Origin of the sequence: Chitinophaga sp., assembly GCF_019236475.1 — a bacterium.
Lineage (GTDB): Bacteria > Bacteroidota > Bacteroidia > Chitinophagales > Chitinophagaceae > Chitinophaga.
In genome coordinates this window covers 618,177-641,319 of sequence record NZ_JAFAIX010000004.1, presented here as the reverse complement: position 1 = coordinate 641,319, position 23,143 = coordinate 618,177, and the positions used below count along the sequence as shown (strand labels likewise).

The following is a 23,143-nucleotide window of genomic DNA, read 5'->3' as shown; positions in this document are numbered from 1 at the left end:
TAATTTTAATCAATATTTAATCTTATGCATTGTATACCAATTAGTCATAAATAATAAAGATATTTACAAAAAGTTAAAACTGTTCGGCAGATTAGCATAATTTGCTACTTTTTCTATTTTTGTCGGACCTTAAAACAACCTTATGAATTTTAAAAGGACCAACAACATCGTAGGCTGGATCATTTGCGTGATTGCCTGCGTTGTTTACATCAAGACAATGGAGGCAACCGGCAGTTTGTGGGACTGCGGCGAATTCATCTCGAGCGCGTACAAGGTACAAATACCCCACCCGCCCGGAGCCCCACTGTTTGTGCTGCTCGGAAGACTGTTCAGCTTTTTCCTGAAACCATCACAGGCCGCCCTCGGTGTTAACACCATGTCTGCCCTCGCATCCGGTTTCACTATCCTGTTCCTCTTCTGGACAATCACTCACTTTGCCCGTCGTCTGATGGTAAAAGCCGGTGAAGAGATTTCCCGTGAGAAAATGATCGCTATTATGGGCGCTGGCGCTGTTGGTGCTCTCGCCTATACCTTTTCTGATTCATTCTGGTTCTCCGCTGTGGAAGGTGAAGTATACGCTATGTCTTCCTTCTTCACAGCTATCGTATTCTGGGCTATCCTGAAATGGGATAATGAAGCAGATGAACCTTACGCTGACCGCTGGATCGTGCTGATCGCTTACCTGCTCGGCCTCTCTATCGGCGTTCACTTGCTGAACCTCCTCACCATCCCTGCTATGGTAATGGTGTACTACTTCAGAAAATATAAAGCTACCGCTTGGGGTACCTTCTGGGCTTTCATGCTCGGTTGTGCACTGACCGGTATCGTGCAGAAGTTCATCATCCAAGATACGATCAAAGCTTCCGGCTATATGGACGTATTCTTCGTGAATAGCCTCGGCCTCGGCTTCTTTACTGGCTTCACATTCTACTTCCTCGCCCTCACAGCACTCCTCATCATCGGTTACAGAAAACCTAAATTCGGTATCTATGCGCCGCTGATCGTGATCGCTACGATTATCATTATCCCTGCGTTTAATGATACATCTACCGGCACTATCATTCTGAAATTGATCCTGGCTGGTATCTTCCTGGCCATTCCATACGTGCTGAAATCCTTTGGCGTAAACTTGAATACTGCCAAAGTATACCACTCTAGCAAACTGACTATCGCTATTATCCTGTTCATGCTGCTGGGTTACTCTACCTACATCACCACCATGGTACGCTCTACCGCCAACCCTGCTGTGGATATGTATAACGTAGATAATCCGATCTCCCTGGTAGGTTACCTCGGTCGTGAACAATATGGCGACTTCCCGCTGATCTACGGACAGAAATTTACCGCCCGCCCAACTGAATACAAAGAAGGTGGTAAAATCTACGCCCGCGGCGAAAAGAAATATGAAGTTTCTGGTAAAAAAATCGATCCTGTGTATGACGCTAAAGATATGATGCTCTTCCCGCGCGTTTGGGATGGTAGCAACGATCAAGGTCACGCAGACTTCTACCGCTCCTGGTTAGGACTCGGTCAAAACGAAGAACCTTCCTACGGTGATAACGTGAAATTCTTCCTGCAATACCAGGTAAACTTCATGTACTTCCGCTACTTTATGTGGAACTTCGCTGGTAAACAAAACGATACCCAAGGTTATGGTAACGTACGTGATGGTAACTGGATCTCCGGCATCCCTCCTCTGGATAACTTCATGTATGGCGACCAATCCGCTATGCCAGACAGTTTGAACAACAATAAGGCGCATAACCGCCTGTTCATGCTGCCTTTCATTCTCGGTATCGTCGGCTTCTTCTTCCATTACAAATACAATCGTAAAGATACCCTGGTAGTTTCCCTGCTGTTCTTCTTTACTGGTTTTGCTATCGTATTATACCTCAACCAAGCAGGTAATCAGCCACGTGAACGTGACTACGCTTATGTAGGTTCTTTCTATGCTTATGCTATCTGGATCGGCCTCGGCGTACTGGCGCTCTACCAATGGTTGAAAAAACAAACCAAGAGCGCGATGTCTCCTGTTATCGCCACAGTAGTATGCCTCCTGGCAGTACCTACACTGATGGCCTTCCAAGAATGGGATGACCACGACCGCTCTACTAAAACAATCGCTAGAGACGTAGCAAAAGATTACCTCGAATCCTGCGCTCCTAACGCGATCCTCTTCACTGTCGGCGATAACGATACCTACCCACTCTGGTACGCCCAAGAAGTAGAAGGTATCCGCACAGACGTTCGCGTAATTAACCTGAGCCTCCTCGGTGTAGACTGGTACATCGATCAGCAACGCGTGAAAGTAAACAACAGCGATGCGATCCCAATGAGCTGGACACCTGATAAATACCGCGGCGAAACCCGCAACTTCATCCGCTTCTTCGATCCAGGAAATATCCCTGCTGATAAATACTTCAACCTGAAAGAAATCGTTGGCTTCATGGGTTCAGACGATCCTAACAGTAAAGTACAAACGCAAGATGGCGGTTCTGAAAACTTCCTGCCTACCCGTCAACTCTTCATCCCTGTTGATAAAGCACAAGTTCTGAAAGACGGCGTAGTAGGTGCTGCTGATAGCGCTCGCATTCTGCCACAGGTGCCTTTCAAAGTCAGCAAAAACTACCTGGTGAAAAATGACCTGGCCGTTTACGATATCATCGCTACCAACAACTGGAAACGTCCAATCTACTTCACCAGCCCTACTGACCTGGGCCTGAACGACTACCTCCGTCCGGATGGTCTGTCTTACCGCCTGGTGCCACTGGCTAAAGCGCCAAACAACGACCCAATCGGAATGGACATCAACATCAACAGAGACGTGATGTACAATAACATGATGACCAAATTCGAATTCGGTGGTGCACAAACACCTGGTACTTATTTCGACGAACCTAACAGGAAAATGCTGCTGTACCTGCGTCAGGCATTCTCTAAACTGGGCGTTGCTATGGCTGCCGATGGTAAGAAAGATAGCGCGCTGAAAGCACTGAACTACATGGATAAAAATATCCTGGATCAGAACTATCCTTACGCTATGACTTCTCCTGGTAACATGCACAACTACACTTCCCTGCAAGTAGCCTACGCTTACTACCAAGCGGGTGATGTGAAAAAAGGTGATGAAGTGGCTGATAAGATCATCAAAGATTGTAACCAGCAGATTCGTTACTACAACCAATTGCCAGACAACAGAATGACAGAAGATCTGAAACGCGACGGACAAGCTGCTCAACAAATGATCGCTTGGATGGAACGTATGAAACAAGATTTCGGTCATCCTGGTCAACATCCTGCTATCCCTGAAAACGGCGTACAGGTAAATACTACAGATTCAGCTAAGAAATAAAGGCAAATCGTCCCTGCCCGCTGGGCAGAAACGACGAAAAAGATAAAAAAGAGCGTGACGTCGCAAGACGTCACGCTCTTTTTTTTGATGCCACTTTTTAGTTCCCACTCCTACCAATTTCCGGATTGCGTAATTCCTTTTCCGGATCCGAGTCTCCCCAAAAAATCCTGATGCAGACATTTGCTCCCTCAATCGAAATATTTCAACCCATTCAATAGCAAATGATGTTTAGAAAACTCTTAGTCGTAACAACTTTACTGCTGGCCATTACTGTAATGGTATCGGCACAACATAATACAGATACAATAAAGACTCGTCAGGAATTTTCAGAGAGACAACTGTCTGAAGTGACCATCACTGGCTCTCAACGCCGCTTTACTAATAAAGAATCTCAATATATCGCCAAACTGCCCTTGCGAAATTTGGAAAATCCACAGGTTTATTCTGTGGTAAATGCCCAGTTATTGCAACAACAAGTAACAACCAATTTGGATGATGCACTAAAGAATGTTCCCGGGATTACTAAACTCTGGTCCTCTACTGGCCGCCCTTCCGATGGGGCAGGCTATTTCTCTCTCCGCGGTTTCGCGGTGCAACCCACGATGGTAAACGGTTTACCCGGACTCACCAACGGCATCGGCGATCCGGCTTATGTGGAAAGAATGGAAGTGCTAAAAGGTCCTTCCGGCACTCTTTACGGTAGTTCGCTGATCTCTTTCGGTGGCCTCATCAATTTGGTAACAAAAAAGCCCTATGATGGCTTCGGTGGCGAAATCGCCTATACTGGCGGCAGCTACGGCCTAAACCGTGTATCCGCCGACGTTAATACGCCACTCAAACCCGATAATTCCCTGACCCTGCGCACCATCGCGGCATACCAATCACAAAACTCCTGGCAGGATGCTGGCTGGTCTAAAAGCCTGTTCTTCGCGCCTAGTCTACAATACCGCGTAAACGATAAACTGACTTTCAATTTTAATTCCGTATTCAGCACCGGCGAATCTACCAATGCCCTCATGGTTTTTCTCAACAGAAGCAGACCACTGATCGCGCATAATCCTACAGAACTGGGCATGGACTTCAAACGCTCCTTCACCAGCGATGATATTACTTATAAAACGCCTACGGTCAATCTCCAGGCACAGGCCACCTATAAAATGTCCAACAACTGGACATCCCAAACCAGCGTATCCCGGAGCGAAGCCCGCAGCAATGGTTATTATTCTTATGTAATGTTCCTGGACAAAGGCAACTTTGCGCCAGGCGCCAACAGAGCAAATGATACGCTGTTGAGCCGCTTTGTATATCACCAAAATGCTACTACTTCGAATACAGATATCCAACAGAATTTTACGGGCGATTTCAAAATCGGTAATGTGCGCAACCGCATCCTGGTGGGATTTGATTATATGCAGATGGAAGTCCGCAACGACAACTCTCCTTATCTACTATTCGACAGCGTAAGTACGGTGAACATTTATGATCCCAATTATTACAATTTAAACCGCCAAAGTGTGGATGCTAAACTGGCCGCCGCTAACCAGTCTGGCGCTACAAAAAACAGGACTACTAATAATACCTACGGGATTTATATTTCCGATGTAGTAAATATTACCGATAAACTCATAGCCATGGCCAGTTTGCGGTTCGACTACTTCGATTACAAAGGCGTCACCAATTATATCAGCAACAAAGCGCCGTCGCCTTATACGCAAACCGCCTGGTCGCCTAAGTTTGGATTGGTGTACCAAGTGCTGAAAGACCAAGTAAGCGTATTCGCCAATTATATGAATGGTTTTCAGAATGTAGCTCCGCAGACACAGCCCCTCCCGGAACTCACTACTACCTTTAAGCCCCAACAGGCAAATCAGCTAGAAGGTGGTGTAAAACTGGATGTATTCCAGCATAAACTGAGCTTTACGGCTACGGTATACGATATTAAAGTATCCAATATCCTGAACCAGAGCTTTTATACAGATGCCAATGGCAATAAACTGAACTATACCACCCAAGGTGGAAAGCAAAGCAGTCGTGGTATAGAGCTGGAAGCTACCGCCAACCCACTGCCAGGCATGAATATCGTGGCCGGTTACAGCCACAATAACAGTAAACTGGAAAATACCTTCGACTACCAAGAAGGATTGCGACCAGTAACAGCAGGTCCTACTGACCTGGCGAATCTTTGGATTAGCTATGCTGTGAGCAGTGGCAAATTACACGGACTGGGAGCCGGTTTCGGAGGAAATTATGTGAGCGACAATGTAGTGGCCAATAATCGCATTGTGGGTAAATTCACCCTCCCAGCATATACTGTACTGAATGCATCTGTATTCTATGATACCAAACGCTATGTACTCACGTTGAAAGTCAATAACCTGACCAATAAGGAATACTATAACGGGTGGACAACTGTTGAAAGACAGATGCCCCGTAATGTGGCCGGGAGTATTGCCTTTCGATTCTAACGCTATTAACTGTCGTGCCTGCCCGCGGGGCAGGGTCGACTAAAAAGACAAAACCCCGGAAATGACGTCTGCGACGTCATTTCCGGGGTTTTAATCTTGTAAAAAACGAGTTGTAATATCGTGTATTAGAGATTGCTCACCATTGTTCTCCAGTAAGCAGCGCTTTCTTTCACTTCAGGAACGCTGTTTTCCCAGTGGTATTCATATTCCACAGAGAATAAACCTTTGAATTTCTGTGCTTTCAGCTCTTCCAATACCGCAGGGATCTGAGAAACACCATTACCCCAAACAACGTCGTGGGCTTCGGGAGATTTCTCGTTCAGGTCTTTAAAGTGCAGACTTACCACGCGACCATTCAGCTTTTTCAGGCATTCTACCGGATCAAGGCCAGAACGTACCCAGTGACCGATATCCGCGCAAGCACCCATAAGTTTACTTCTGCCTTTGATAGCAGCCAGCACGCTGTCTGGATGCCAATAATGGCTTGGTTTAGGATGATCGTGGATAGCCACTTTGATATTATATTGATCGCAGAGAGAAGAGATCAAATCAAGGAATTGCGGTTGTGGTTCAGTGGTGATGCTTTGGATACCCATTCTGTTCGCGAAATCAAACAGCATTCTCCATTCAGCAGCAGATGGTGGTACTACCACACCAAATGCCATCAGCACTTTGTGTTTCTTTCTAATCAGTTGTTTCAACTGTTCCTGTTTATCGGGTCCCATATGATAGTCAAATGTACCTTCCAGGCCGCCACCCAGTTTCTGACCAGGGAATGCTTCCACATACTGGATACCGCAACTGTCCATTTTGTCCAGCGCCTCTGCAAAGGTAAAGCGGTTAAAGGTGTAAGCCTGTGCGCCAAGTTTCCAGCCCAATGCATCTGCTCTGGCCTGGGCACCGGCACTTTGTGCAAATAATGCAACCGCCAGGCCGCCGGCCAGCATTAATGCATTTCTCAGTTTTTTCATATAGATATTTTTTTGATAATTGAAAGTAATAGCTTTCAGGCGAAAATGCAAATATCTCTCCGGTTTATTCATTTGAGTATTCCAGTTATTTTTCGTTAATTTTAGGTAGAACTAGTGCTATGAGAGGAATTACATTTTCCAGGTTCAATCCTGGCGACAGTACCAAGCCACCTTTCCAGAAATTACTGGATCTCTTCACACAACTACTTACCTATACCAGCGGCGATGTAAATGAAGCACTTCAATGGCTCACCCAGCTGGATAATGAGTATGGCCTTACCAATGATGATTATGGCATCGGAGATTTTTTGCAAGATTTGCAAGAAAAAGGTTATTTACGGGAGAAGGAAGATACCGGGGAGATCATCATCACCTCCAAAACAGAACAGATCATCCGCAAAAGCGCCCTAGAAGAGATTTTCGGCAAGTTGAAAAAATCTTCTACCGGCAATCATAATATCCGCAAATCCGGTATGGGCGACGAGCTGAATGCAGAAACCCGCCCTTTCCAATTTGGGGATAATGTGGATCAACTGGATTACACGGCATCTATCCATAACGCGCAGGTCAATCACGGCATTGAAAGTTTTTCCATGGACCAGGAAGACCTGGTAATCAAGGAAACAGATTTCAAAACGCAGACCTCCACCGCGTTGATGATAGATATCTCCCATTCTATGATTCTCTACGGAGAAGATCGTATCACACCCGCGAAAAAAGTGGCGATGGCCCTCAGTGAGCTCATTACCACCCGTTATCCGAAGGATACGCTGGATATCATTGTATTTGGCAATGATGCCTGGCAAATAGAAATCAAGGACCTGCCCTACTTGCAGGTAGGCCCTTACCATACCAATACCGTTGCCGGTCTGGAGCTGGCTATGGACTTGCTGCGCAGACGACGGAATCCTAATAAACAGATCTTCATGATCACCGACGGGAAACCTACCTGCCTGAAACAAGGAAAACAGTACTATAAGAATAGCTTCGGTCTAGACCGGAAAATTCTCAATCGTACCCTCAACCTGGCGGCGCAATGTAAGAAACTGAAAATACCCATCACCACTTTTATGGTAGCCACAGACCCATGGCTGCAACAATTTGTACAGGAATTTACGGAAACCAATAATGGTAAAGCCTTTTTCTCCGGTACCGATAAACTCGGCCAGTTTCTTTTTTACGACTTCGAAAACGGTAAACGGAAATTATTTTAACTTATCCTAGTAATCAGTAAAAATTTAGCATGGACACTAACATAAAAACACTGGGCGAACTGAAGAAAAGCGGCTACCAGCCTAAGTCAGTAAAAGAAGAGATCAGACAAAACCTGATTACCCGACTGAAACAGAAAGAGGCCACTTTTCCAGGTATAATAGGTTATGAAGACACGGTTATTCCGGACACAGAGCGCGCCCTCTTATCACGGCATAATATCCTTTTTCTCGGTCTCCGCGGCCAGGCAAAAACCCGTATGGCCCGCCAGATGGTAGACTTGCTGGATGAATATATCCCAGTAATAGAAGGCTCTGAAGTCAACGACGATCCTTTTATGCCCCTCTCCCGATATGCCCGCGACCTGATCGCAGAAAAAGGAGATAAAACGCCTATCTCCTGGCTGCATCGCAGTCAACGTTACGGCGAAAAACTAGCCACACCGGATGTATCCGTAGCTGATCTCATCGGCGATATTGATCCCATCAAAGCCGCCAACCTGAAACTCAGCTTCGCAGATGAAAGAGTGATTCATTTCGGGATTATCCCTCGTTCCAATCGCGGTATCTTCGTTATCAACGAACTCCCAGACTTGCAAGCACGTATACAGGTATCCCTGTTCAATATCCTCCAGGAAGGCGATATCCAGATTCGTGGCTTCAAAATTAGAATGCCGTTGGATATCCTGTTCATCTTCACCGCTAACCCGGAAGACTATACGAACAGAGGATCCATCGTTACACCATTAAAAGATAGGATAGAAAGCCAGATTATCACGCACTATCCAAAAAATATCGAAAATTCCCTGCTCATCACCGAACAAGAAGCCGCTATCCATGAGGATCAACAGCAGAAAGTACGGATGTCGGACATGGTGAAACGCTTGATCGAACAGGTAGCTTTCGAAGCCCGTACCAGTGAGTACGTCGACAAAAAAAGCGGGGTATCTGCCCGTCTGACCATTGCCGCCTTTGAAAATGCAGTGAGTGCCGGCGAGCGGAGGGCCATCATTAATAAAGAAAAAGAAACACAAGTACGCATCGGGGATTTACAAGGAATTATCCCTGCCATCACCGGTAAGATTGAACTCGTGTATGAAGGAGAACAGGAAGGTCCTTTACAGGTAGCACATAACCTATTGGATAAATCCATTCGCACTATTTTCGCGAATTACTTCCCTAATCCGGAAAATTACAAGAAGCGTAAACAAACCATTCCCGCAGAAAACCCTTACCGCGCCGTTATCCAATGGTTCGATAAAGGGAATCAACTGCAACTCCTACAAGACCTGACAGATAAACAATATGAAGTGGCGCTGTCCAAAGTAGATGGCCTGAAAGACCTGGTAGCAGACCATTTCCCAAGAGCTAATGGCAAAGAATCCCTGCTGCTCATGGAATTTGTGTTGCATGGACTTAGCGCGTATTCGCTGATCAGTAAGAAAGTACTGGAAAATGAGACGAGGTTCTCGGATTTACTGGGAACGATGATGAATTTCAGTATGAGTGGGGATGATGATGTGGAGTAGTAACTTAAATTAATAACCTTCTCTGATAAATAAAAAGGTGCGCTCTCGGGCGCACCTTTTTATTTTCCAACACATTATCATATTATGTTTAAACAATACTTATTATTCTATACATTTTAATAATTTATAAAAACACGTAGTCGTTTTGTAGGCGCCTTTTTTTTGATAGTAGGCGTTTTGTAGGCGTCAAATGTTTTGCATTGGAAGTTAAACCTATGAATTTTGAAACGCTATCAAGTTTGATATAAAATGGAAGGCGCTATCAGCTTTCTGTATGAGTAAATAATGTATAACCAGACCAGCAATAACAGTTAATACAAATCTAAAAAACATACAACTTCAATGACAAACTATCAATGTTATCAGCCAATAAGCGGAAATCGCTATAGGATAAAAGACCAAAAAACGCAATATATAGTCATTGCATTGATACTCTTTACTGTTGCAATATGGTTTCCTACAAAATACAGTGGTATAAGTAGTTATATAACTGCAGGTATAGCTGCATGTTTTGGGCTGGGCTTTGTCAACCGAATGTTTAATTATGTATTGATAAACCTGGACAACAAGACACTCACCCAAAAATCAAGTCTATTGGCCTCCAGCCAAACTATTGCGCTTTCAGATATTCAAAGTTTCTCCATCAACAATAGGATTTATGGATTGATATTGATTTCTTCTGCATTTGCACTTGTGAGCAGAAAGGGAAAGGAGGAACCTCTCTTATTAGGACAAAGCTTGATGAACCCTAAAAACACAGAAATCCTTTTATTGGAAACTGAAAAAATATTGGGAAAGCGATGAACGATAAAATGATGCATTGGCAGGGTACTGATCTGATCGTAACCCCAAACCGGTGTTATGTCAAAAACACTATTCGCATTATAATTGTAGGCGTTATGTTTCTTTGCCTAGGTATTTACCTGGCAATTAGATATCAGGATTTCTGGCAGTTACCGTTGGCTACGGGTGGTTGTTTGGTTTTCCCTGCCTTGCTGTATAAATTCTTCAGCGCAGACATACAGCTATATATTCCAGCGGGTAAGGCTGCAGTTTCCATGAGTTTTGGCGGATATTTCAAGCATACGCTCATAGATAAAAATGAAGTGCAGATAGTGCAGAATACCCTGAATGGGAAACCGTATATGGCAATTGCCAGTAAGAACAATCCTTATGGAAGATCATATCAGATAAGCCCATTTCTCACGAGCGCTCATAAGGATAAACTATACAATGAAAATATATTACCGGTAATCAAGCAACAATTATTAAGCTAATGAGATTTTGGGGAGCAAAATTGGATGGTATAATTCCACATCAGCTCCTCATCATTATAGGTGATCCTCTTTGGTGTGTCTTTTTACACCCATCATCTACTCACCACTTCAAACCCCAATTCCTTATAACGATCATGCGCAAACAAGGAATCCCGCTCCAAACTGCTCATTTCATGCTGAACAATCCTGATATCGGAGTGAAAGTCTGTAGGAATAGCTGCTTTCCTATATGTATAGACCATTAACGAATCACCTTGGAACTTATATAAAAATGGTTCAATCCCATGATAAATAACCTCTGTTTGCTTATTATAGGAATATAACCGTTCTGGAGAATTCGATATCAATATGAGTTGGTCCTCAGCAGTCATACCCCATACTTTCTTCTTGATATATAAATGCGATTTACTCATGGAGGACGCTATATCAATGATGTCTGTAAATTTATCCGCATTCTTTGCGGGGAGGAAAACAAACACCGTAATACCGATACATAATAGAACACCTACTATGATAATGAATACTCTCATAATTTGCTTTATTAGTGGAGGAGTGATTAGGTTTAAAATACCCAATTAATTAAACAGGTAGAAAAATTTATTTATCTCCATTTATATTGCGCTTAATTACTGTTGGCTTAAAGAGCCTCCTTTTAATCTTAAACGTCCATCTATCCATCACCATATAATCCCATAAAGGCATTTCCGCTAATACCCGCAAATGTACTTTCCTTGTACCGGGCTTAATAGGCACCCACATGGACGAAATCCCATTATAAAATTTCACTTTCACCCTGTTAATGGTACCATATGGTCTATTACACCCCCCTAAATCGGGCAGGCAAACGGTAGAATCATTATTTATCAGTACATACGCTTCCGTCAATACTTTCTGCTTCGCATCATACATAATAGCAATATCACAACTATCAACATACTTTCCATTAACGCTATCCAGCAATTCAACTGGAACATTATCTTCCTTGAACGTGCTCTCCAATACAAACACCCCATTCACTTTCCTCCACCTACCCTCACTTCTCGAATAGGTTGCACACCCTCTTTGATAATATGCATAAGTACTATCCTTTTTAAACACTAAACTTATAAATCCATAATCCTCACTGTAGATAAACTTTAAATAAACACCCGACTTTCTATCTTCCTCATTCAGCCGCACTTTCTTCAGGGATTGACCATATCCAGGTATAACGAATATTATGGCAATGATAGCCGCGATAAATAGCCTCATATTACCAGCAATATGAAAAGTTTTCCGCTACCATGAAAATTTTCACCCATCTAGATAAGATTAATACCACCCATCACCCCTAATCACTTTTTCTCCCGAAAATCCCTATTTTGTTTTCCAATAACATCCACGAATTCCGCTAAAAGTTTTATTACAATGAAAAATTCCAGGAGATCATTTATTAAATCCGCCTCCACCCTGCTGGCAGGCGCCAGTCTACTACATACCCTCCCCCTCCGCGCCATAGCGCCCAGCGACCGTATTCGTATAGGCGCTATCGGTATCAATGGCATGGGGTGGTCCGACCTCAACGCTCTGCTGAAAAATCCAGCAGTGGAAGTGGTGGCACTATGCGATGTAGACAAAAACGTTTTGGATAAACGCGTGGCGGAACTGGCCAAACGCGATATCAAAGTAAAAGCCTACTCTGATTATCGCCAACTATTGGACGACAAATCCATTGATGCGGTAGTCATCGGTACGCCAGACCACTGGCACTGCCTCCAAATGACAGATGCCTGCTCCGCCGGCAAAGATGTATACGTAGAAAAGCCTGCCGGTAACTCCATCATAGAATGCAATACCATGATGGCCGCCCAAGCCAAATATAACCGCGTGGTACAAGTAGGCCAATGGCAACGCAGCCAACAACACTTCAAAGATGCGATCGATTTCGTTCACTCCGGACAACTCGGTCAAGTACGACTAGTAAAAGCCTGGGCCTATATGGGCTGGATGAAATCCATCCCCGTACAACCCGATGGCACGCCCCCTCCTGGCGTAGATTATAAATCCTGGCTAGGCCCCGCTGCCACCCGCCCTTTCAATCCCAACAGATTCCATTTTAATTTCCGCTGGTACTGGGATTATGCCGGTGGCCTAATGACGGATTGGGGCGTTCACTTGCTCGACTACGCACTGATAGGCATGAAAGCACAAGCCCCCAAATCTATCATGGCGGCCGGTGGCAAATTCGCCTACCCAAATGATGCAGCAGAAACGCCAGATACCCTCACCACAGTGTACGAATTCGATAACTATAATATCCAATGGGAATCCGCTACCGGCATAGATGGAGGCCCTTACAACCGCACCCACGGTATCGCCTTCATTGGCAACAACGGTACGCTGGTCCTCGATCGAGGCGGATGGGAAGTAATTCCTGAAAAAGGTAAAATGGAGGCAGTGGCCCGCAAACCCTCTGTTGACAACGGCCTGGATCTACACGCAAAGAATTTCGTGGAAGTGATAAAGTCTAGAAAAATGGACGACCTCCACTGCCCTATCGCAGCAGGCGCACATATCGCTACCACCGCGCAAATGGGAAATATCGCATTCCGTACAGGCAAGAAAATCTACTGGGATCATCAAAAGAAAGCCTTCACCGACAGCGAAGCCAACAAATTCCTGGCAGCAGCTTACCATAATGGATATAAAATTCCGAAAATAGGGTAAACAACTTGGTTTGTCAGGCACGATCAGGTACGATACAGAATTTGGGCTATCCTGCAGACTAAAACAACTCCTTTATATTTCAGGCAATGATGCCGATGAAACTCATTGCCTGAAAATTTTTCAGGCTTCTATATTGAGCGACAGATACACCGCGCTACTTATTGGATTATCATAATATGCCGCAATTGGCTGGAATCCAAGCGAAGTGTATAACTCAATCGCTGGTCGCATATGTGCCAGGGTATCCAGCAAAATTCGCTTATAACCCAGTTTTTTGCTTTCCTCAATGGCATGAGCCGCCAAGGCTTTACCCACACCGTGCCCCTTAAAGGCATCTCTTACAAATAATCGCTTCATCTCCGCAGTCGTATTGTCAAACTGCCTAATCGCTACACATCCCGCTATCTTTCCATCCGATTTTGCCAAAAAGAGCGCTCCAGTAGGGGCTGCATAGGCTCCGGGAAGATGAAGCATTTCGTCTTCGAATTGCTGAAAACTTAGATCTACATTCAACCAGTTGGCATACTCACGAAACAAAGACCTAATCTGATCCAAGTTCGCTTTATCATCGGCGGTTACTTTCAGTATCTCTATCATAACCACACTTATTTTATTACCACCAAAAAATTTTGGGACGTACAACTTAACGATTTTTTATCAATTTTCATGGAAAAAAATAAAAGTTCATAAAAAAATCATATGTATTTATTACTGTACATAAAAAGGGGGGCCTCCATAAATGAGACACCCCTTGCAAATGGTTGGCTATATTGATTTTTACAATGCTTCTAACTGATCTATCAAGTGCTGTACTATCTTCTCTATTTTAGACGTCTCCGCTACAGAATAGGCTTTTTTTGCCACGGCAAGCCCTTCTTCTTTCTTTTTCAACGACAAGCACAACTGCGCCAGCGTACTTAATGTACCATAATCCGTCGGCTGTAACTCCACGCCGCGCTTAGCCATAGCATAAGCCACTTCTAAGACCCGTGTCTCCCCCTCTGCTTTATAATTCGTTCTACGCGCCATAAAACTCAATTGCTCGGCATCATCTTTTAATATACCTTTCATGGCCGCTGTAGCCACTTTAATAAATTTGTCATACTGATGACGGGCTAAATAGAATTCCGTTTCCATACTCACCGCTTCTTTCTTACGCGCCGGCATAGGGGATTTACGGAAGAAATCCAGTCGTTTCCAGAATAAGTCATCTTTCTGCTCGTTCATATAACCAAACAACGTAGAGGCCACTAAGCGATTCGCCATGGTGTCCAATTCTCCCTGACGAGCAAATGGCTTGAATGCCGCCTGATGCGCCATGAAATAAGCACCCAGTCGGTCTGATTCCCCCCTGCTTAAGGTGCGTATCGCTTTCCAGCCAGTTAAAGAGGCCATATCCTTTTCCGGGAATTGCGCCTTGATTTCTTCTCCCATCTTATTGGCTCTATCTCTGTCATTATGCGTTAATAAGGTGTAGAAATCCAACAGGAACTGCATATCCCGCTTGCCGCCATCATATTGCTGCTGCATAGACGCTAAACTCTTTCCAGGATCATTGGCATTTTCTCCTACTGCCATAAACTCTTCCGCTGTCATGCGAGAACCTGAGCGGTACATCAGTTTGCCATTGGCATCCAAAAAAAGATAAGTAGGAAAAGAGGTTACATTGTATTGTTTTCTTAACTCCACTCCTTCTCCTTTCTCCATGTCAAACCTTGCATTAATAAAGGTACTGTTATACTGTTCCGCCACTTTCGGTAGTACAAATACATTATGGTCCATCCATTTACAAGGCGCACACCAAGAGGTGTAGCAGTCAATAAATATCAGTTTCTTTTCAGTGGCTGCGAGCTGTTTCAGTTCTGCAAAACTCGCGCTGCGAAACTGGATCCCTTCCTGCGCAAATGCAGTAAGGGCGAGTATCTGGCAAGCCAGTATGGATATAGTGAGACGTATTTTTCTCATGTTACATTCATTATTTTTAGGGAGAAGCAATTATCTTTCGTACTGCGGTATCTTGTTGTCGAACTCCAGGACTTTTGGCGGTACCGGCAGAATAAAACGGTTATCATTCGGCGCCAAAGTATAGGATTTTCCACCCTGAACATGCGTGATGCTCTTCGCAAAACGTGTATCCATATTCAGTCGCTTCAGATCTACCAATCGGTTACATCCTACAAAACATAACTCCCTCCGACGCTCTTCCAACACCACGCGCAACGCTTCTTCTCCATCCGCAGCTACCAACGGCTGATTATTGATGATACGCTTATCACGCAAGGTATTCACGTATTTTATCGCCTGATCCTTATTCCCAACGCGTGCTTCACATTCCGCCGCGATGAGCAGCATCTCTCCACTACTCAATCCCAAGTTGAAATCAACATAAGGCGCATACAGGGTTCTGCCAGGGAAATAAACTGTTTTAACGCCGAAAGTGCTCTCGCCTTCGCAGAAGAAAAGACTCCTACGCTGATCGGTAGCTCCTGCTGGCAGGTTCTTCTTGAATACAGACATGAGGTCATCACTTACATATACTTCTGCATTCACAGTACCTGAAGAGGATGCGCCAAAGCGTACCCACACACTTTCACTGCTGAGATTAGCATCCGGAAAGCGTGTATCCTTATTCGTTATCAAACATACACGCCCAAAAGTGACACCTTTCTGGGTAGTATACGCGGAATAGTCGATCAGGCTACTATTCAATGCCAATGCGGATTTCGCGTTAGCCAATGCCTCATCGTATTTACCCATGTACAGGTACATTTTGCTGAGGAAAGAATAACCTACACTACGGGAAGGATGGAAAATATTGACACTCTTCTCCGGCAAATCTTTTACGGCTATTTCCAAATCGGCTTTGATACGATCATACACTTCTTGCACAGAACCCCATTTATAAGCCGCAGTGATATCTTCCGTTAATACCAACGGCACCCCGATATCCTTACCGGCTGTAGTCGCGTCATAATGCTTGGCATAACCATTTACTAACGATAAATATTCGAACGCTCTGCCAAACAATGCTTCTGCTCGCAATTGTTTTTTATCTGCTTCTGCAGCATCCGGCACATTCATGATGTTGTTGATGACAACATTGTAAGTATAGATATGGCTGTAAGCAGGCTCCCAGTAAGGATCGGATGAACCAGGAATAAAAACCGCCCCCTTCTGGAAGGTATAAAGGTTCTTCTTAAAATCCGACAGGTTTTTATAACTCGCGGAAGTATTTACATCTCCATCCTCTCCGGCCTGTACGTCATCTGTCAGGTAGTTAGGATAAGCAGAGGAGACACGTACCAACGAGCCATTATTCATCAACTTTGCATAGTCGTCGTAAAACTGTGGAATCGTATACCCCTTCGGCTTTACATCCAGGTACTTCTTACAGGAAGAAAAAGATATTATCGAGGCAGCAGTAAAAAGGAATGCTACTATTTTTTTCATCATCATTCATTTTAAAGGTTTGCAGAAAGGCCAATGGTATAAGTGGAAGGCGGTAAGCTTCCGCGTGTAGGCGACAACGTTGTACCATTCCATACTTCGGGATCAATATTCTGACTGTTGGCTGTCCAACGCCAGATGTTCTGCAGTTGCAGACTCACTTTCACATTCTTGAAAGCAGCCTTACTAATCAACTTGTTGGGTAAAGTATAACTCATGGTGACATCCCTCAGTTTGATGTAATCCCCTTTGCGGATATGCTTATCAGCAGCATCCCAGAGATCTGTAATCACACCGCTGGTGGCGGCCGCATAGCCTGGAGCCATATCGGGATCTTTTTCATCTCCTGCTTTCTTCCAATGCTTCAACGCCAAACGATCCAGGTTATTCGTATAGTTCAGCTCAGGGAACAGCGTCAGGTAAGGAGAATGTACATCTCTCAATACATGACCACCGTAATAAGTAAACATAAAGAACAGGTCAAACCCTTTGTAGCCGATATTATTCAGCAAAGAAGTAGCAAACGGCGGTACAGAAGTACCGGAGTATACCAAGTCTTGTACAGACAACTGTTGGGTGGATTTCACTATTTTACCATCCGCTGTATACGCTTGCGGACGGCCTGTTTCATCCAATCCTGCATAACGGATGCTGTACAGCGATCCCATTGGCTTACCTACCCTGTTCTGCGCACCTGAATAATAACTGTAAGGGGTATTTCCGGAATTCTCCAGGGCAGTGATCTTATTCCTGTTATAGCTGAAATTCAAACTGGTATTCCAGTACATCACCTTGCTTTCAAGATTCCGACTCTTCAACGTCAACTCAATACCTCTGTTAATCATGCTACCATAGTTCATCACTACGGAACTCCAACCAATGGTAGGATCTGTATTACGCGCTCCTAGCAGGTCGTTGGTTTTCTTGTTGTACAGGTCTATACTACCAGACAGGCGTTTATTTAAAACCATAAAGTCAATGCCCAAGTTGGTTACCTGCGTTTTTTCCCAACGCAGACCAGCGTTCGGGGGACTAGAAACATATGATTGGAACTCGTTCGTCCAATAGTTGGTATTAGATTCATCTGCTGCAATCAGGTATGGACCACCTTCTTTCCAGATGTTACCGTTGATACCATAAGTGGCTCTTACAGACAACCGATCCAGCCACTTGTATTTATCTTCCGCAATCACATACAGTAAACCAGCGGACCATAAAGGCTTATATTGGTATTTTGGATCTGTACCGAAGAGGTTAGACTGATCCATACGGATACTCGCAGTGGCGGTCAGCCTGTTATCATAAGTATAAGAACCGTTACCATAGAAGGATACAAAACGATCGTCTTTATATACAAAACCCTTTTCTGCCCTGGAAAGCATGAACTGCTTGAACAGCGCTTCGGTACCATACATATAATTGCTCAACAGCAATTCATCCACTGGCTTATAGTTCAGGTTATAATCATCATAACCGTATTTGTAAACATCGGTACTGGTTCTCACAATCTTACGACGCTCCGCACCTGCAATAGCATTCAACTGATGTTTACTGGAGAAATTCTGATTGTAGTTCAACTGCGCACGTAAAGTATAAGACTGGTCGTCAGAACGTGTTTCGCGCATCTGACCGCCTTTAGGGATATAATTGGTAATCTTCCCTGTAACTTTATCAATAACAGTAGCATCATCAATCATGGTCTTAACAGACCATGCATTTTTATTATTGAATTGCTTGATATATCCTACTGTATTTTCTGTCTGGTAACGTACATCAAATGTCAAACCTGGCATCAGTTTGAAATTTACACCCAAGTTCAAGTTGTTATATTTGGTAGTAGCCAAGCGATGCATTCTGCTGATCTCATCCAACGGACGATAGGTTTCATCCATTAATCCGAGTCCTTTCAGTCGATCGATTTCATACTGCGATTTATTCTGTAGCCATTGGGAAGGTTTTCCATCGGCATCCCGCAACATGTAATAAGAAGCCTTACCGGTATTCAGGTAATTCATACCTACAAAGCCGTTATCATTGTCTTCCTTGGTATAACTTCCCAGCAAACCTGCATCCAGCTTCATCCAACGAGTAAGGTTGAAGGTATTCTTCAGATTATAACCATAACGTACGGGGCTTCCACCATTCTTTTCGAAAGGAGTAGTACCCATGTAATTACCAGAAAGATTATAACGGTAGACATCAGACCCTCCGGAGATGCCCAGGTTATGCTGTTGGAGCAGACTGTGTTTACGTACTAACTCCGACATCTGATCATATCTATCACGATTACGATATACATTCAACTGCTGTTCCAGTTCTGCCGCTGTTATTTTACCAGCCTTGTTTTTATAGAGCAATGCAAACACATCGTTCATAGATTTACGTGGGTCCAGTGTATTAGGATCGCCGGAGTTATAGCCAAACATCTCTTTTTGAAAATCTACCAACTCTGCGCTGGACATACGATTGGCGTAATTTCTGTCTGGCAGTGGCGTTACTTTCATTGTACCGTTATACGCGATACGTGCAGGACCTGCCTTACCGGTTTTGGTAGTAAATACGATTACGCCATTCGCTGCACGGGCGCCATAGATAGACGCCGCTGTCGCATCTTTCAATACTGTTACCGTCTCCACGTCAGCAGGATTGATGGCATCCATACTTCCTTCAAAAGGCACACCATCCACCACGATCAGCGGCGTTTGTGTTGCTTTGATAGTGGAAACACCTCTGATTTGAATATTGCCTCTATAACTGGTCAAGCCTGCGGCCATACCTTCCAGGCGATCCATGATATTGGTTTGGAGTTTACCGCCCATATCATCAGCAGATACCGTTGCAAATGAACCAGCGGCGCGCTCCTTCAGAATAGTCTGATAACCGGTGCTCACTACGGCTACTGCACCCAATTGGTTTACCTGCTTCTTCATGACGATGCGCAGGTTATGGGCAGCAACAGTAAATGCCGTCTCCACAGGTTCATAACCAATAGAACTAAAAATATAGGTTGATTTAGGGGAAGCGTCTTCTATTTTGAACCGACCATCCTGATCGCTGAAAGCCGTTTTACCAGTGCTTTTCTGACGAATGGTAACCGCAGGAACCGGCTGTCCGGTTTCATCTATTACCTGTCCGGATACGAGTATTACCGAATCCGCCATGGTAGCAAATAATGGCTGGTCTTTTTTCAGCAATGCTTTGCGAGAAAGGGAAACAGTTTTACCAATGATTTCATAAGAAATGGCTTCTTTCTGAAAAATGGTGGTCAGAAACTGCGTGATGGGCATTTCTTTTACCTGTAACGTCACAGGCGTTGTGCCAGACAGAATATCCTGGTTGTAAAACATCACCAGGCCCGTTTGTGCTTCCACTTTTTCAAACACTTTCTTCATAGGCATCCCCTTACAGGAAAGTGTTACCGTCTGTGCAAGCCCACTGGCATGCACTTGTAAGCACCCTGCAAGCAAAAAGCCGGCTAAGAATCTCATGATCAGTACATTTTTACGCGACAGCAAATTAACTCCGGGAGGGAGCTTCCTCCTTTGCCTTAATTTCATAGATTTGTTACGGTTTTGGTTAATAAAAGCTATATCTGAAAAATTGACCCGACCGCCACCGTTTCAGCTCTCACCCTGAAACGGTTTTGTTTTTTACGGCTCTCTTTTACATCCCGTTGTCATAATGGCAATACAATGCCGATACAATGGAGACCATTGCGAATTTTTAGTTGGTAAGCCTGAAAAGCTGTTAATCCAGTGCTATCTGCGTAAAATGGTTAGTCTGTCGCTCTCCAGTCTGAATTTGAGATCAGCGCGTGCTAGGATACGCAGTAACTCATTCAGTGAAATATTGCGGTTGACTTTACCTCCAAACCGTATATCCGGAATACCATTTTCATATTGCACCTTTATATTATACCATCTCTCAATCTGGTGCATGGCATCCGCTAATTGAATACCTTCAAAGTTGAATAGTCCGTTCTTCCATGCTATGACGTTTTCTATATCTACATCCGACAGTACTGTCATGCCGGACGATGTCATTCGGGCCTGCTGTCCTGGTTTCAGGAGGTTTTTATCCTGACCATGTGCCACGCGAACCGCTCCACTCACGAGAGTAGCTTCCATGCGGGCATCATTACTATAGGCTTTAATATTAAAATCAGTTCCCAGCACCTCAATAGATGTCTGGTCGGTTACTTGTACAATAAATGGATGATGAGGATCTGCCGCCACTTCAAAATAAGCTTCGCCGTTGAGCTTTACAGAACGCTCTTTTCCGCTGAAGGCGGTCGGATAAGTAATGCTACTCTCAGAATTGAGCCATACTTTCGTTCCATCTGGCAATACCAGTGCAAACTGGCGTCCTTTGGGCGTTCCGGTGGTATTAATAGCTATTTTACCACCTGTCCCTTCGCTGGTATATTGGAGCTGCCCATTGGTAATCTGGAGGCGGGCGCCCGACTGCGTAGTTCTCCAACCGTTACCCAAACTGTCCAACACCACCTGCGATCCATCGTCTAAAGTGAGAATAGCCCCCGTATGGCCGGGAGGTATAATGGGCGCTGGATGTGCATATGCCAATGGCGGTTGCTGACGAGGAGATTGCAGCATATATAAACCTGCGCCAACCAGTAAAGCTATTGCTGCCGCGACAGCCAGTTTTCTGAACACAGGCGTCATGCGACGCACCGGTGGGCGGTCATATGCCAGCGTAGCCTCCAATATTCTTTCCAGTGGTTCATCGTAGGCGGTTACCCACTCCGGCGGTACTTCCATGGATGCCGCAGCCTGCACAAAAGCCTCCTCCATAGCAGGATTTTCCAAGAGCTGTTCAAACTCCTGCTGTTCTGCTACAGAAAGCCGGTTGGCTGCCCGCTGGCCCAATAAATACACAATTCGTTGCTGCTCCATAAAATGCCGGAATAAAGGTCTATCACATACTAAACCATGGTAAGTATCCGGTTGTACTCATCTCAATAAAAAAATTTTTTTAGAGCATCAGCAGTAAGATAGGCAGATGCTTTCCTGCTTTACGCAGGCGTTCCCGGATAAATTGCTGAGCAGTACTTAAAGTATTGCGTACATAACTATGGGAAAGATTCAGTTCACTGGCGATTTCCAAGGTGCTAAGCCCTTTGGATCGGCTCAATAGGTAAATTTGTTTGCGTTGTGCTGGTAAATCTGCTACAGCATCATGCAGCACTTGCTGCGCTTCTTTATACGATAATAATTGTTCACCTTCATTGTTCACAACAGTACCAGGTATATGCTCCTCCAGTCTTTTCCTACGCAGCGCATTCCGATGCATTAAGGAAAAACACTGCCTGGCTGCAATTTGCTTAATATAGGCTACCAAGTGCTCAATGGCTGCGAGTTTATCCCTTTGCAACCATACCCGGATGAAAGTTTCCTGGAGCACTTCCAAAGCCTCTTCATCATCTTGGAGGATACAGCGAATATGCGCCCGAACAACAGGCGCCAACTCTCGGAAGAAGACGGCAAACGCCTGCTCATCGCCCTCTCCGATGCGTTCCAGCAATTCCTGCTCCTGGTATAAATGATACGCTACACTCACTCCACCGATATTTTCCTTGTTGATTTTATCTTGTGAATCCGGGGATAAATATACGAGTAGTAAAATAAAAAAGAAGGAGAGATCCGTAACAGCACTGATCTTTTGGAGGAAAATTGGAAAAAAGAGACAGCAGATGGCATACGGAAGTATACCCTGGAGAAGTATCTTCCTGGCACACATTCGAAAAGATTGGAAGTAAAATTATTCTATGCCACGTATCAACTCCTCTACCGTCATTTCGTGGACGCGGGCAAGACGTAAAAGGGTTTCCAGTGTCATATTCTTACCTTTTTCATACGCCAGATATTGGGTTCTCCCAATATTATATTCCCGTGCAAAGGATTCTGCACTGATAAAATCAGCATCTACCCTGAGTTGCTTTATCCGATGGCCCAGCCTTGCATAATATTCTTCGTCGGTTATATGTTGTTTTTTGACTGACATTCAGTCAAATTTACATAGGCCATGTTAATATAGCACCTATTAAAGTTAACCACCTGTTAATAGGGCCTATTTTAATAGACTTTTCAATTTAATTTGCGTATTTTGTATTTTGCAGCCCCAAAAATATTTGGACGCTGCTTTTCGTCACCGTGGATCGGGAAATG

Annotated in this window: 17 protein-coding genes; 7 read left to right on the top strand and 10 right to left on the bottom strand. The window is 44.4% G+C overall.

Annotated features, from left to right (window positions below; all coding sequences use genetic code 11):
* Positions 1 to 142: 142 nt before the first annotated feature.
* A complete protein-coding gene (locus tag JO154_RS06640) occupies positions 143 to 3,352 on the top strand; it encodes a DUF2723 domain-containing protein (protein ID WP_291943010.1) in 3,210 nt (1,069 codons plus the stop codon).
* Positions 3,353 to 3,573: 221 nt separating this feature from the next.
* Complete coding sequence (locus JO154_RS06635; protein WP_291943009.1) at positions 3,574 to 5,817, top strand: TonB-dependent receptor; 2,244 nt, start codon at positions 3,574 to 3,576, stop codon at positions 5,815 to 5,817.
* 125 nt (positions 5,818 to 5,942) lie between these two features.
* Here the strand turns inward: JO154_RS06635 and JO154_RS06630 are convergent, their stop codons facing one another.
* Complete coding sequence (locus JO154_RS06630; protein WP_291943007.1) at positions 5,943 to 6,788, bottom strand: sugar phosphate isomerase/epimerase; 846 nt, start codon at positions 6,786 to 6,788, stop codon at positions 5,943 to 5,945.
* A gap of 119 nt (positions 6,789 to 6,907) precedes the next feature.
* Between JO154_RS06630 and JO154_RS06625 the strand changes: the two genes are divergently transcribed.
* From JO154_RS06625 to JO154_RS06610, 4 genes are all read left to right on the top strand, one after another.
* Positions 6,908 to 8,002, top strand: a complete 1,095-nt coding sequence (locus tag JO154_RS06625; protein WP_291943006.1) for a VWA domain-containing protein — start codon at positions 6,908 to 6,910, stop codon at positions 8,000 to 8,002.
* Between the two features lie 29 nt (positions 8,003 to 8,031).
* The gene (locus JO154_RS06620) at positions 8,032 to 9,528 is read left to right on the top strand and encodes a sigma 54-interacting transcriptional regulator (protein ID WP_291943005.1); all 1,497 of its coding nucleotides are present in this window, start codon (positions 8,032 to 8,034) and stop codon (positions 9,526 to 9,528) included.
* A 342-nt stretch (positions 9,529 to 9,870) separates the two neighbouring features.
* Entirely contained in the window at positions 9,871 to 10,332 is a 462-nt protein-coding gene (locus JO154_RS06615) for a hypothetical protein (RefSeq protein ID WP_291943004.1), read from the top strand.
* A gap of 95 nt (positions 10,333 to 10,427) precedes the next feature.
* Complete coding sequence (locus tag JO154_RS06610) at positions 10,428 to 10,805, top strand: hypothetical protein (protein WP_291943003.1); 378 nt, start codon at positions 10,428 to 10,430, stop codon at positions 10,803 to 10,805.
* A 92-nt stretch (positions 10,806 to 10,897) separates the two neighbouring features.
* On the opposite strand, the gene JO154_RS06605 is transcribed toward JO154_RS06610, so the two are convergent.
* Both JO154_RS06605 and JO154_RS06600 read right to left on the bottom strand, forming a co-directional pair.
* Positions 10,898 to 11,335 carry a hypothetical protein gene (locus JO154_RS06605; RefSeq protein ID WP_291943002.1) on the bottom strand — a complete coding sequence of 146 codons (438 nt, stop codon included), beginning with the start codon at positions 11,333 to 11,335 and terminating at the stop codon, positions 10,898 to 10,900.
* A gap of 67 nt (positions 11,336 to 11,402) precedes the next feature.
* Positions 11,403 to 12,056, bottom strand: a complete 654-nt coding sequence (locus tag JO154_RS06600; RefSeq protein ID WP_291943000.1) for a hypothetical protein — start codon at positions 12,054 to 12,056, stop codon at positions 11,403 to 11,405.
* Positions 12,057 to 12,212: 156 nt separating this feature from the next.
* Here JO154_RS06600 and JO154_RS06595 point away from each other — a divergent pair, with 156 nt between their 5' ends.
* A complete protein-coding gene (locus JO154_RS06595) occupies positions 12,213 to 13,511 on the top strand; it encodes a Gfo/Idh/MocA family oxidoreductase (RefSeq protein WP_291942998.1) in 1,299 nt (432 codons plus the stop codon).
* A 120-nt stretch (positions 13,512 to 13,631) separates the two neighbouring features.
* Here the strand turns inward: JO154_RS06595 and JO154_RS06590 are convergent, their stop codons facing one another.
* The 7 genes from JO154_RS06590 to JO154_RS06560 form a co-directional block, all read right to left on the bottom strand.
* Complete coding sequence (locus JO154_RS06590; RefSeq protein WP_291942997.1) at positions 13,632 to 14,108, bottom strand: GNAT family N-acetyltransferase; 477 nt, start codon at positions 14,106 to 14,108, stop codon at positions 13,632 to 13,634.
* Between the two features lie 180 nt (positions 14,109 to 14,288).
* Entirely contained in the window at positions 14,289 to 15,476 is a 1,188-nt protein-coding gene (locus tag JO154_RS06585) for a thioredoxin family protein (protein ID WP_291942995.1), read from the bottom strand.
* 30 nt (positions 15,477 to 15,506) lie between these two features.
* A complete protein-coding gene (locus JO154_RS06580; RefSeq protein WP_291942994.1) occupies positions 15,507 to 16,961 on the bottom strand; it encodes a RagB/SusD family nutrient uptake outer membrane protein in 1,455 nt (484 codons plus the stop codon).
* An 11-nt stretch (positions 16,962 to 16,972) separates the two neighbouring features.
* A complete protein-coding gene (locus JO154_RS06575) occupies positions 16,973 to 20,446 on the bottom strand; it encodes a SusC/RagA family TonB-linked outer membrane protein (RefSeq protein WP_291942993.1) in 3,474 nt (1,157 codons plus the stop codon).
* Between the two features lie 270 nt (positions 20,447 to 20,716).
* The gene (locus JO154_RS06570) at positions 20,717 to 21,871 is read right to left on the bottom strand and encodes a FecR family protein (protein ID WP_291942992.1); all 1,155 of its coding nucleotides are present in this window, start codon (positions 21,869 to 21,871) and stop codon (positions 20,717 to 20,719) included.
* A 79-nt stretch (positions 21,872 to 21,950) separates the two neighbouring features.
* Complete coding sequence (locus JO154_RS06565) at positions 21,951 to 22,715, bottom strand: sigma-70 family RNA polymerase sigma factor (RefSeq protein WP_291942991.1); 765 nt, start codon at positions 22,713 to 22,715, stop codon at positions 21,951 to 21,953.
* Between the two features lie 21 nt (positions 22,716 to 22,736).
* Positions 22,737 to 22,979: a helix-turn-helix transcriptional regulator gene (locus tag JO154_RS06560; protein ID WP_291942990.1), complete on the bottom strand. Its 243-nt coding sequence runs from the start codon at positions 22,977 to 22,979 to the stop codon at positions 22,737 to 22,739.
* Between the last annotated feature and the right edge of the window lie 164 nt (positions 22,980 to 23,143).

Coding starts and splice junctions, on each gene's coding strand:
- JO154_RS06640 (WP_291943010.1), top strand. CDS start 143: ATGAATTTTAAAAGGACCAACAACATCGTAGGCTGGATCATTTGCGTG.
- JO154_RS06635 (WP_291943009.1), top strand. CDS start 3,574: ATGATGTTTAGAAAACTCTTAGTCGTAACAACTTTACTGCTGGCCATT.
- JO154_RS06630 (WP_291943007.1), bottom strand. CDS start 6,788: ATGAAAAAACTGAGAAATGCATTAATGCTGGCCGGCGGCCTGGCGGTT.
- JO154_RS06625 (WP_291943006.1), top strand. CDS start 6,908: ATGAGAGGAATTACATTTTCCAGGTTCAATCCTGGCGACAGTACCAAG.
- JO154_RS06620 (WP_291943005.1), top strand. CDS start 8,032: ATGGACACTAACATAAAAACACTGGGCGAACTGAAGAAAAGCGGCTAC.
- JO154_RS06615 (WP_291943004.1), top strand. CDS start 9,871: ATGACAAACTATCAATGTTATCAGCCAATAAGCGGAAATCGCTATAGG.
- JO154_RS06610 (WP_291943003.1), top strand. CDS start 10,428: ATGTTTCTTTGCCTAGGTATTTACCTGGCAATTAGATATCAGGATTTC.
- JO154_RS06605 (WP_291943002.1), bottom strand. CDS start 11,335: ATGAGAGTATTCATTATCATAGTAGGTGTTCTATTATGTATCGGTATT.
- JO154_RS06600 (WP_291943000.1), bottom strand. CDS start 12,056: ATGAGGCTATTTATCGCGGCTATCATTGCCATAATATTCGTTATACCT.
- JO154_RS06595 (WP_291942998.1), top strand. CDS start 12,213: ATGAAAAATTCCAGGAGATCATTTATTAAATCCGCCTCCACCCTGCTG.
- JO154_RS06590 (WP_291942997.1), bottom strand. CDS start 14,108: ATGATAGAGATACTGAAAGTAACCGCCGATGATAAAGCGAACTTGGAT.
- JO154_RS06585 (WP_291942995.1), bottom strand. CDS start 15,476: ATGAGAAAAATACGTCTCACTATATCCATACTGGCTTGCCAGATACTC.
- JO154_RS06580 (WP_291942994.1), bottom strand. CDS start 16,961: ATGAAAAAAATAGTAGCATTCCTTTTTACTGCTGCCTCGATAATATCT.
- JO154_RS06575 (WP_291942993.1), bottom strand. CDS start 20,446: ATGAGATTCTTAGCCGGCTTTTTGCTTGCAGGGTGCTTACAAGTGCAT.
- JO154_RS06570 (WP_291942992.1), bottom strand. CDS start 21,871: ATGGAGCAGCAACGAATTGTGTATTTATTGGGCCAGCGGGCAGCCAAC.
- JO154_RS06565 (WP_291942991.1), bottom strand. CDS start 22,715: ATGTGTGCCAGGAAGATACTTCTCCAGGGTATACTTCCGTATGCCATC.
- JO154_RS06560 (WP_291942990.1), bottom strand. CDS start 22,979: ATGTCAGTCAAAAAACAACATATAACCGACGAAGAATATTATGCAAGG.